Below are 12266 nucleotides of genomic sequence, written 5' to 3' on the forward strand. Positions count from 1 at the left end.
ATTAAGTTCCCGTTTAAGGGGGTCAGTACCATGTGTCCTAGGCTTTTTAATTTATTGCCTCGATAACTAAAATTAAAACTTACTTATATATAAGAGAGTCAATTTTAGTCCTCGTTGCTGAGAGGACAACGAATGTTGTCCCACTTTTCTAATTATATTATTAGATTTGGATTACATACCCCAAGCAGATAAACCTTGTGCTTTATATGCTTTATAAGCTGCATTGATTTGATCATTTACTGAACCAGTTGAACCCCAACCTGGCATAGTTTGGAATAATCCAGCTGCACCTGAAGCATTACGTGCATGTAATTGACCATTTGATTCTCTAGCAATGATGTGTTCCCATGTTGAAGCAGATACACCAGTACGTGCAGCCATTTGAGCAGCAGCATATGAACCTACTGAACCAGCAGTATTACCATTTGATAATCTTACTGAACTACTGTGAGAGCTGTAGTTATGGCTTGGTGCTGAGTATGAAGTAGTTGATGTGCTGTAGCTACGACTTTCTGAAGAAGTTGGAGCTGAAACAGCTTGTACATTTGTGTTACTAGATTGTGCATTTTCACTTACTTCTTGGTTTGATGATGATTCTGTATAATCAGCATCTGAACCTGCTACAGTGTAGCTCCATGACCATTCAGAACCATTTGAAGTAAAGTTGTATTGGTATCCATTGTCTACGAAATGAATATCGTAAGCACCAGCTTGAACTGGTTTAGCATTTAATTCTTCAGGATTATGTTGTGCTAAATCTACTAAGTGTGCTTTATCAACGTTAGTAGTTTCTGAAGCGTGTGCTTCATGTCCTGATAAACCATAACCTGCAATTCCTAAAGATACTGCTAATGTAGAAGCGATAACTGTTTTTTTCATGATATATAAATCCTCCAGATATAAATTTAAAATTTGTTTGTTTTGTTATTTAAATGTTTTAAATTCGTTGTGCTATATTGAAAATGTTTTTTGTTAACTTTTGACGTTACCCACTATATCATAAAAATCGCCTTTGTATATTACACGTTCCTTACAAAAGGTTACAATATCAACACTCTTTTGTAATCTTAAAACAGATATATTTCAGTTTGTAACATATAATTTCTTAATATTAGTTTCATATTCCATCTTAATTTAAGTAATTACATCGTGTTTCAAGCTGAAATACCATTATATTAAGTTATCTGTAAAATTACAGATTGCAATGTTGTTACATAAATGAAATAATTCTAACTATTTGATTCTAAGTATTATCATTTTTTATGAAGATTTGTTCATTTTAATGAGATTACTTTTTAACTTTTATTCTTTAATAAACAAAATATAACGCTATGTATCAATTTGGAACTCAAAATATCTTTTGTATTAAACGACGTTACCTTTTTCTATATAGGTGAGTTATCCTTTTAGAATATATAATAGAAGAAACACAGTATTTTCATTCATAAACATTTCATTATATTAAAAAAGAGAGTGAGACCAATGAATAATGCTTTATCCACGGTCTCACTCCCGAGATTTTTATTTAAAATTAATACGTTTTAACTCCCCATAGTACTTCTTCACATTTCCTAATAATTGTTTTAAGTACTTCAATCCGACCCGTTTTTTTATGATCTGCCGGGACAATATACCAAGGGGCATATGAAGTGTTTGTAGATTCAATCATATCTTGACTTGCTTCTAAATATTCATCCCATTTTTCTCTATTACGCCAATCTTCTTCAGTAATCTTCCATTGTTTATCAGGATTATTTTCACGGTCTTTAAAACGTTTTAGCTGCTCATCCTTATCTAAGCTCAAGAAGAATTTTAAAATGATTGTACCTTCATCTGTCCACATCTTTTCAAATTGATTAATTTCATCAGATGCACGTTGCCATTCATTCTGGCTCGCAAAACCTTCTACACGTTCAACTAGTACACGACCATACCAACTACGATCAAATATTTCTATATGACCTGATTTTGGCATCTTTTTAGCAAATCTCCACAAATAATGATGATTAAGTTCGACATCCGTAGGTGCACTAATACCATTCACTTCATACCCTGTTGGATCTAGTTTTTCTCTAATACGTTTAATATTGCCACCTTTACCGGCAGCATCCATACCTTCGAAAACCAAAACAAGAGGAATCTTTCTTTCATATAAAGCAAATTGGATTTCTCTCATTCTCTGTTGCAATTCAACAATGAGATTTTTATACGTTTTTTTGTCTACTTTCTCAAGATTATTATCAAATAAAGAAGTCGTGAAGCTTGATGTGAACTTACCGTTAACTTTAGTCGTTTGTTGTTCGACTTTTTTTATAACTTGCTCAAGTCTATCTATTAAATGTAAGTACATTTTTTCAAAAGCATGCTCACGCTCTGTGTAATCGATGACTTTCCAATCTTTATCCTTGTTGATGAATTGATGCATTTGATTTAGATAACTTTCTTGAGGTATAACATTTTCATATTCTTGAACTTTCCATCTAGTTAATGGATTATCTTTTGTCTGTTGAATATGTTCATTGCGTTTTTCTTCATTTATTTCTATGAAAAATTTTATAATTTCATAGTTATCATCCTTTAACATCGATTCAAAATGATAAATTTGATTGACTAAAACATCATAATTTTTATATTGATCATGCTTAATTTTATTTTCTTTATAATCTAAAAAGTGTGAATACCAACTTCTAAAATAAATATTTATATTACCCTTTTGCGGTAACGTATTCCAATATTTTTGTAAAAATTGATAACGTAAATCGTTTGATTCTGGCGATTTAGTAGCTATAAATTGCGAATATTTGGCATCTAGGTGCAATAGTAATTCATTTGATAAACGTGTCTTCCCTGAAGCAGGAATCCCCTCAAATAATACCATAATTGGAATACCTAATTCATGAGTACGTCGACTTAATCGAGATACTTTCAATTGTAATTCTTCTAGTTTCCCTGACATCATTTCACCCTCTATATATGTTAAAGTTAGATGCTATATTATTATATTTTAACATAGAAAAATCTCTTCAACGTTCAAACGTCGAAGAGAGATGACGGTTTATCCCATAAATTTAAAAATATCATTCTCATACAAATGAATAAATCTTCTAAGTATTAAATCTAAAATCCATGCAACTAGAAACGGCACAACAAAAAAGGCGATGACAATAAGTAATAAACTTAACCATGCAGAATCAACATGCATAAATTTGAAGGCATTAATAGGTCCAACCATTCCGATAAAACCAAATCCGGCTGATTCTTTTGTTCCTGAAATACCAATAATTCCAGAAGCAATACCAGATATTGCCGCTGTCAAGAAAATCGGAATCATAATGACAGGGTATTTAACCATATTTGGCATCATCATTTTCACCCCACCGAAAAATATTGATAAAGGAATACCTACATGATTAACTTTGCTGGTACCAATCAATAATACAGCTTCTGTTGCTGCTATACCTATTGAAGCAGATCCTGCAGCAATACCTGATAATCCAATAGCAATAGCTATGGCAACAGTTGACAATGGCGATATGATTATAAAACTAAACACCATAGAGATTAACATACTCATAAACACTGGTTGTAATTCAGTAAAGCTATTAACCATGTTACCAATTCCCGTAGTAATTAACCTTACATATGGTAAAGTAAATACGCCGATTGTAGCTGCTAAACCACCAACAACTGTCGGAAAAACAATTAAAGCCATACTACCAACACGTTCTTCTATTAATAAAATAAGTAACACGGCGATGGACGCAGTTAACATCGTATTAATTAAATCACCAATTCCCGTAATTACCCATGTACCTTGTTTAAATTGAGCTGCACCACTCCCAACATATGAAGCACTTGCTACTACAGCTATTGCTAATGGTGTCATATTGAACTTCATAGCTATCAATGCTCCAATAAGCGCTGGCACTGTAAATTGGATGGCTTGAACGACCCCTAATAAAGTTTTGAAAATAGGATGATATTGCATAAAGTATTTAAAAATTTCTCCCAAAATCGCATTTGGAACGAGTCCGGCTACTATTCCAATTGCTACCCCTGATAACACTCTAAAAATAAAATCCTTTGGTCCATCGATATTTTTTATCGTCGACATAAGTTAAACCTCCCAATGTGCTAAGTAAAATTATGTATAAAAAGAGTCTCGAAGCCTATATATGATTCAATTAAATCTTTCATAGATGCTGTAACTTAGAGGGATAATTAGTGAAATGCATATATGACATTCAAGACTATGCTCAATAGTATACCATATTTTTCTGAAAATTAAGATAACTTATTTGCCATTTAATTCAAAACATTAATTTTTTAATTAAAATACACTTCATAACCTTTAGTTTAAATACTAACGTTATGAAGTGTTACCTAACTCACCCTATTTGAAATAATAAGTGCTTTACTCTTCCTCAGTTTCAATTTTAGCTTTGCGAGATTCTTTTTTATATTTTTGATACATCAATAGCATGATAACAAACCATACGGGTGCAGAAAGTACGGCATAACGCGTTGCACTATTAATCAATAATATAATAAAAATAAATGCAAAGAACCCTAAAATACTGTAAGCCATGTATTTTCCGCCCCACATTTTATAGTTACTCTCTTTATGCTGTTTCGGATCATGTCTTAAATAACCTAGATACGCAATCATAATAATTGTCCAAATCATAATATTTAAAACAGTTGAAAATGTTGTAATTTGTACAAACACTTTAGTCGCATCTTTAAAAATTGCATTTAACACGACTGAAATACTTAATAAGCCACATGTCACTAAAATAGCATAATGTGGTACACCGTGCTTATTGGTTCTATGTAAGAATGCTGGACCCTGCTTTCTTCCAGCTAATCCAAACATCGTACGGCTATTAGCGAATATACCACTATTACAAGAAGACGCTGCGGCTGTGAGCACAACAAAGTTAATAATACCTGCTGCAAAAGGGATTCCAACTAATCCAAACATTTTAACGTATGGACTGTCAGCAGGATTTAATTGTTGCCATGGTACAACAGACATGATAACTGCTAACGATCCTACATAAAATAATAATATTCTAAACGGTACATTATTAATTGCTTGAGGAATTGTTTTGTGAGGGTTTTTAGTCTCTCCTGCAGTTATTCCAATCAACTCAATACCAATAAATGAGAAAATTGCCATTTGGAATGACATGAAGAAACCTTGTGTACCATTAGGGAAAATGCCTCCGTCTTTCCATATATTCGTCACCGTTGCAGGGCCATAGCTTGTCTTCATTCCAAATACAATCATAACAACACCAACAGCTATCAAAGCTAAAATAGTCAAAACTTTAATAATAGAAAGCCAAAATTCTAATTCTCCAAATAATTTAGCACTAAATAGATTTAAAGCAACTAAAACTAAAATCGTCGCTGCAGCTGTTAACCAGTTTGGAATTGTTGGATACCAGAAGGCAACATACTTGGCAACAGCAGTCACTTCTGCCATTCCTGAAATAATCCATGTTAGCCAATATGTCCAGCCCACCATAAAACCTGCCATAGAACCAATATGATGATGGGCAATATCACCAAACGATTTAAATCCTAAATTGGATAACAGTAATTCTCCCATAGCTCTCATGAACATAAAGAGAACAAAACCTACTATTATATATGTTAATAAGATAGATGGTCCTGCTAAATGAATAGATTGGCCAGCACCAAGAAATAAACCTGTTCCAATAGCCCCGCCAATCGCAATTAATTGTATATGTCTATTGCTTAATTCTCTTTGCAGTTTATCTGCCATAATCTTTTCTTCTCCATTTCATAGAGTAAATCACTGACTGAAAATGATGTCGTACGTCATACCCCTTGTTTTATAATAAATTTCTTTTAATTATAGAAAAATAGTATTACAAATTTAAATATACCCTATTTTTAAAATTTTCAATCAATCTTATTTTTTAAAACCTCACTAAAGCCCGTTGATATCTTTAGTGAGGTCGATGTTCTTTATTCTAAAATGATTTTCATAGAGCGTTGTACACTATCGGCATACATACCTCCAAATTTAAGTAAATGTATCATAAGTAAATATAATCTATAAAATTCTATACGCTTTTGTGATCCCTTGGCTAATGGTAGCTGTTGATTATATTCGTCATAGAACTCTTGTGTAAATCCACCAAACACTGTAGTGATTCCTATATCAAACTCTCTATCGCCGTAAAGTGGTGCAGGATCAAACAAAGCAGGTTGGCCATTTGTTAAGAACATATAGTTACCTCCCCATAAATCACCATGTAACAGAGAAGGTTTACTAGTATGATTTGATAGCTCGTCAACAATAACTTTTCTTACACGTTCATACATCTTTTTATCTTCTTGTTTCCACATTCCTACACGTAATAACTCATCTTGTATGTGATCCATTCTACGATTTATAAAAATCTCTTTCCATGTCTCAGTCCATGAATTATCAAATGAAATATCTGCACCTTCATGCGGTAAACGGAATCCAAATTTATTATCTTGTTGGTATTGGCTATGCATTCTAGCAACTAATCGAGCAAGTTCTCTTTGACTCCCTTGACTACCTTCTTCAAGAAAACTTAATAATAAATATGCATCTCCATTTATCTCTCCACTTGCAATTACTCTTGGAGCTGTTATACCTGCATTTTCAAATTCATTTAGTCCTGCAATTTCTGCGGCATAAAAGGCTTCTGATCGTTGACGTTGAACGAGTAGAAAAAAAGTATCTTCTTCAACTGTAGTGACTTTAAATGCTTCATTTACATCGCCTCCACTTACTGGAGAAATGTCTTTCACATTGTCAAGCGGCAATGCGCTCATCCATTGTTCATTCATTTTCTCACCCTCTTAACTTTATATTATATCTACATTATTATATTACCTATAATGAAAACATTAATCTTAACTTCTTTATATTATTAAATTAAGTCAATTTTTTAACTTTCTAATATTTAACTATGAAATTTTACATGAAAATGCTAGTCTATTAAAAGAATGAATTTCAAACATATTAACTGGGGATAGTAAGCCTCAAATATAATGAAATAGGAGCATTTATATGTACAAATTAGTTAAACCTTTATTATTCAAATTAGATCCTGAACGAGCACATGGTTTGACCATCAATGCGTTGAAGTGTGTTCAAAAATGTTCACCCATTTTACCTATCGTTAATAAGTTATTTACTTATAACAATCCAATATTAACGCAACATATTCACGGTATTTCTTTTGATAATCCTATCGGGTTAGCTGCAGGTTTTGATAAATCTTGTGAAGTTCCAAAAGCACTTGAAAACATTGGCTTCGGTGCAATTGAACTCGGCGGTATAACACCTAAGCCTCAACCAGGTAATCCAAAACCACGCATGTATCGTTTACTAGAAGATGATGCACTCATCAATCGTATGGGATTCAATAATAAGGGTATGGATAAAGCATTAAGTAATTTACGTAATCATTCATGCTCAATACCAGTAGGATTAAATGTTGGTGTGAATAAAACAACTTCTTATGAAAATCGCTATCAAGATTACATTAAAGTGATCGATACATTTAAAAATGATGTCTCATTCTTTACAGTGAATATTAGCTCCCCAAATACAGAAAATCTCCAAAACTTTCACGACGAAGATGAATTTTCGATGCTATGTGATGCTTTAAAAACATTTAAAGCTAAGAACAATATTAATGTACCTATCTTTTTAAAGTTAACATCTGATATGGAATTAGATGGTTTTAAAAAAATCTTGCCTTCAATTACAGATACATTCGATGGGGTTATGTTGGCAAATACCACACGACAACGCGATGGATTAAATTCAAAAAATAAAATTCAAGAAGGTGGTTTGAGTGGCAGACCATTATTCGAAAGAAACTTACAGCTGGTTAAATATGCCTATCAACAAACACGAGGTAACTTCTTAATTATTGGAACTGGTGGTATATTCAGTTCTGAAGATGCTATCAAAATGTTAAGAAACGGTGCGTCATTACTACAAATATACTCTTCATTAGTCATTGAAGGACCAGGTTTGACTAAGAAAATGAATAAAGAAATCGCGCATTATTTAACTCGACATGGTTATGCTAATGTAAGTGATATTATTGGTTTAGATGCATAAATTACAATTATGAAACTGCCTTTTAAATAATGAATAATTTAATAAATAATGTATAAAAGTTTAAGAACGCTATTATTCATTGGAGGTCCTATCATGGGTAAAAATAACAAAGCAGATACCGATACTAAAAAAGATAGTAATAACAACCATAAACATCAAAATGACCATATAGATAGACAAGGTTTAAATGGTTATCAAAAAACTGATTTGGATCTTGAGATAGAACGAGAACTACAGGAAATGATGGAAAATGGAGAATCTGATAAAGAAACAAAAAGTAAGCATTTCAAAATCTTATCTTTCGTTTCAATGATTGTCATTGCAGTGATAGCCATCATACGATTCATACAAAAAACGATATAAATATACAAATGCCTACTCATATGAGTAGGCACATTTTATATTTTAAAATTGTTGTAAAAATGCTTGAGCATCTTTATTTATTTGTTTAAAATCTATACCTTGCTTCATCGCTGCAAATACACAGCCACAATAACATTGTCTAAAAATATTATAATCATTACACATTTCGATAGAACGTTCATACCCTTTATTCTTTTTAAAATCACTTGGTAAATATTTTACATTATATATATTTTGTACATCCATACCTAGTTCATTGATTAATTGGGCATTTTTCTTTGGAGAGAGTGTGATTGCACTACCAAAATAATCGTAACCATGTTCTAAAGCAGCTTTTGCAACAATTTCTAATCGCATCTCGAAACAAGCCGTACACCTTAGTCCACCTTCCGGCTCTTCAGTTAGACCTTTATCTTTTGCCATTTTCATAAATTTATGCGGTTCATATTCGGCTTCAATATACTTTACATTTGCACCTGTTTTATTATTAAAATCATTTACAAATTGTTCTTGAACTTTAGCACGTCTTAAATATTCACTTTTGGGATGTATATTAGGATTCGCAAAATAAATCGCTATATCCGCATATTGTGTTAAAAATTCTAACGTATATGTACTACAAGGTGCACAACAACTATGAAGTAAGATTTTTGGACGTTCTCCATCACGTTCCCATTGAGAAATTATCTTTCTTAATACTTTATCATAGTTGATTTTTTGATTTTTCATTTTAGCTAAAATTTGATTCGCTTCAATCACAATATGACCTCTCTTTCATCTACATAACACATTATTTAATAATATTATATATTACCGAATATATAAAGGAAATATTGAACGTACAAGACAATTCGACTTTAACTCTTAAAAAATTTAAAAAAGTGACCGAATTCGAATTGCGTGTATTGCCACATTTTAACAACAAGTCCTAAAAATAAAAATTTGTAACATAGCTACTTTAAAATTAGTCATCAATTCCCACTATAATAAAACACCTGAGACAATTATTTTTGCCTCAGGTTCTTGCATTAAATATTAATAACCAGATCCAACTTCTTCACCATCTTCGTCATATTCTGTAACATAACCGTCGTCAATGTCTACCGTGTACGATCCAGCTAAATCTCCATCTTTATCTAAGAATGAAAAGCCCCATTTACCATCACCGGTTTTTTCAGGTTCTTTATACGTATACGTATCAGTATCTAGTGTATGTCCTTCATATGACTCTACTTTATCAATTACATTTTCACGCGTTACTTCACCACTACTTGAATCGTTATCTGACTCGTCATCTGAATCATCATCGTATTTTTCATCTGATTTTTTATCGACATACTGATCAATAGCTTCTTCATCGAATTTGACTGTGACATCTGTCACACCACCATCTTTTTCGCTTGCACTTGCTACATTAACCGAATTCGATTTAAAAGTTTTTCCTTCGTATGAACCTTCAGCGTGAACGATAACTTCTTCATCTGGATCATAAGGACCATATGTTTCTGATGAAAAACCATCTCCTATTTCTTTACCATTAGCATATATTTTTACATTATCTAATATATATCCGCCTTCAGTATCAACATTAAAACGTTTTTGTTTAAACGATTCATATGCAATACTATCACTTTCACTCATATCAATTGTAATAGCGCCTTTAAAATTTTTACCTTCCATGTCTTTTGATGCTTTTAAATTATAATCACCGATAGGAAATGTTCCTAATTCTTTATCGTCATCTTCTTCTACAGAAATATGATGTTTATCCCCGTTAAATTCATAAGTAATTTCACCACTATCACTTGAAACGAGCGTAATTGTTTTTTGAGGAACATTAAATTGATAGTTATCAAAAAAAACATATTTTTTTCCGTCTTTAGATATATTTAAAATATTATTACCATTTGCATCTACAGATAAATTGTTATAGTGATTATTTTTAATATCTTTGGTGTTTTCTTCAACTTTGTCAGCAACATGCTTTAAATCATTTTCTGCTTTAATATACTTTAAGTACGCACGTGCTTCTTCTTCACTTAAACGATGATTGTTTGATGTTAATTGCTTAGATAACGATTTAGCATCGTCTTTTTTGATAGCATGTGCAATGTGAGTCGCTTGTTTTTCTGGTGACATTTGATTTTTAGCTATAGTAAAGATTACTACCAAAGCAATGATAATAGCTAACACTATAATAATAATCAACCAAGTTTTTTTATTACTCTTATTGGAACGTGGTTGATGATGAGAATAGCGTTGTTCTGAATATTTATAATTAGTTCCATCATTTCTCACAGATGTACCACAATTTGTACATACCTTTACACCTTCTCGAAGAGGTTGACCACAATGACTGCAATATTTCATATTTTAATAAGTTCCTCCTTCAAATAAATCTCCTAGTTCTTCTATAAAATCACCAAATATTTGATGGAAAAATGCCTCACCAAAAATACGAATAAATAAGAACAAAATAATGATATAAATAATCACACCATAAAAGCTGGATATTCTTGTTTGATTACCTGTGCTATACTTCGCAATTAGATAAATACCAGAAGCAATAAATAATAATAATGACAATAATGCTATACTTCCGCCAAAGCTGTATGATTCTGCTAATGTTAAAATTACAGAAATAATTAAAATTGCTAACGAAACACTATTAATTAACACATAGTCTGATAATACTTTTTTAAAGGTAATAGGTTGTCTAACTACTAAACGTGTAAGTCCAAATATTGCACCTACTATGACAACCAAAAATAGAATAATACCGAAAATGATACTCGTTACCAAACTACCTCTTGTAGTACCGAAAATACCAATCTCAACTGGTATTACGGAAGCGAGTAAAATTGCTAATACAATAAAACCGATTATTAATAATGATAATAATAATTTAAAACTGAAAACATGATTAGTTTGAATGATTTTATCAGGTGCAGTAAATGCACTTTTAAAGAACCCTTTACTTTCATTTGTTACTTGTTTAGCTTGTTGACCTATTTGACTTTGTTGTTGATTGTGATTGTGTTGATTTTGAGGAATTTCTCGATGTTGAGGTCTTTGGTGGTATGTAGAGAGATTTGATTGTTGGATATCATTATGTGACTGCTTAGATTGTAATGTTGAATCTGCTACGTCATTTTCATTTGATCTAGTCTCATCATGAGATGTTGAATCAACATTTTGATGAGTCGCTACGTTGTTTTCTTTATTATTTGATGTTATGTTTTGTTCTTCATCATTCTTTTCAGCTTTTGTTATTTCACTTTCTGCATTTCTGACTGACTGTGGATGTCGACTTATTTTATGCCCACATTCACCACAGAATAAATCATCATCTTCTATTGGATTACCGCAATTCGGACAATGCATATAAAACCCTCCTACAATAAATATTTTGTAATCTTTTAAATTATATCATTTTATTTATATTGTTTTCTATAAAAATCCTAAAAATCTTATTTATTTAATCGGGTATAGTGAATTGTGGTACATAGATTTCATATAAAGGAGTATATATTTTCCGCCACTTTTTCAACTCATATATTCTCAAATTGACTTATAGTAATAGCATGACATTTTACTTCATTATTACTATTTAGACATTTATTTCAAAACAATATCATTGAAATATAAAAAAGAGTCTGGACATCCATATACCTTGTGTCCAGACTCTTAATCATCCTCTTAGTAATTTATTGGTTCAATCATCATCTTATTTATAACTTTTCAGTTTTTTGATTTT

At 31.6% G+C, this 12266-nt stretch carries 10 protein-coding genes; 2 read left to right on the forward strand and 8 right to left on the reverse strand.

All coding sequences use genetic code 11. The annotated features are described in order from the left end of the window. Positions 1–171: 171 nt before the first annotated feature. From HMPREF2897_RS01675 to HMPREF2897_RS01695, 5 genes are all read right to left on the reverse strand, one after another. A complete protein-coding gene (locus HMPREF2897_RS01675) occupies positions 172–879 on the reverse strand; it encodes a lysozyme family protein (protein WP_070592508.1) in 708 nt (235 codons plus the stop codon). 652 nt (positions 880–1531) lie between these two features. Continuing rightward, positions 1532–2956, reverse strand: coding sequence for a phosphate--AMP phosphotransferase (locus HMPREF2897_RS01680; RefSeq protein ID WP_070592509.1), 1425 nt, complete (start codon positions 2954–2956; stop codon positions 1532–1534). Between the two features lie 99 nt (positions 2957–3055). After that, complete coding sequence (locus HMPREF2897_RS01685; protein WP_002447066.1) at positions 3056–4114, reverse strand: PTS sugar transporter subunit IIC; 1059 nt, start codon at positions 4112–4114, stop codon at positions 3056–3058. A 300-nt stretch (positions 4115–4414) separates the two neighbouring features. Beyond that, entirely contained in the window at positions 4415–5794 is a 1380-nt protein-coding gene (locus tag HMPREF2897_RS01690) for an amino acid permease (RefSeq protein ID WP_070592511.1), read from the reverse strand. Positions 5795–6000: 206 nt separating this feature from the next. Next, a complete protein-coding gene (locus tag HMPREF2897_RS01695) occupies positions 6001–6858 on the reverse strand; it encodes a fructosamine kinase family protein (protein WP_070592512.1) in 858 nt (285 codons plus the stop codon). Between the two features lie 223 nt (positions 6859–7081). Between HMPREF2897_RS01695 and HMPREF2897_RS01700 the strand changes: the two genes are divergently transcribed. Next, the gene (locus HMPREF2897_RS01700) at positions 7082–8146 is read left to right on the forward strand and encodes a quinone-dependent dihydroorotate dehydrogenase (protein WP_070592513.1); all 1065 of its coding nucleotides are present in this window, start codon (positions 7082–7084) and stop codon (positions 8144–8146) included. A gap of 93 nt (positions 8147–8239) precedes the next feature. Continuing rightward, complete coding sequence (locus HMPREF2897_RS01705) at positions 8240–8509, forward strand: hypothetical protein (RefSeq protein ID WP_002496714.1); 270 nt, start codon at positions 8240–8242, stop codon at positions 8507–8509. Positions 8510–8551: 42 nt separating this feature from the next. Here HMPREF2897_RS01705 and HMPREF2897_RS01710 read toward each other — a convergent pair whose 3' ends face one another. From HMPREF2897_RS01710 to HMPREF2897_RS01720, 3 genes are all read right to left on the reverse strand, one after another. After that, entirely contained in the window at positions 8552–9238 is a 687-nt protein-coding gene (locus tag HMPREF2897_RS01710; protein ID WP_153647446.1) for an epoxyqueuosine reductase QueH, read from the reverse strand. A 306-nt stretch (positions 9239–9544) separates the two neighbouring features. Beyond that, positions 9545–10879 (reverse strand): zinc ribbon domain-containing protein, encoded by a 1335-nt coding sequence (locus tag HMPREF2897_RS01715; protein ID WP_070592515.1) that lies wholly within the window; start codon positions 10877–10879, stop codon positions 9545–9547. A gap of 3 nt (positions 10880–10882) precedes the next feature. Continuing rightward, on the reverse strand, positions 10883–11893 hold the full coding sequence (locus tag HMPREF2897_RS01720) for a zinc-ribbon domain-containing protein (protein WP_070592516.1): 1011 nt from the start codon (positions 11891–11893) through the stop codon (positions 10883–10885). Positions 11894–12266: the final 373 nt, after the last annotated feature.

The organism is Staphylococcus sp. HMSC065D05, from assembly GCF_001813195.1.
Classification (GTDB): domain Bacteria; phylum Bacillota; class Bacilli; order Staphylococcales; family Staphylococcaceae; genus Staphylococcus; species Staphylococcus epidermidis.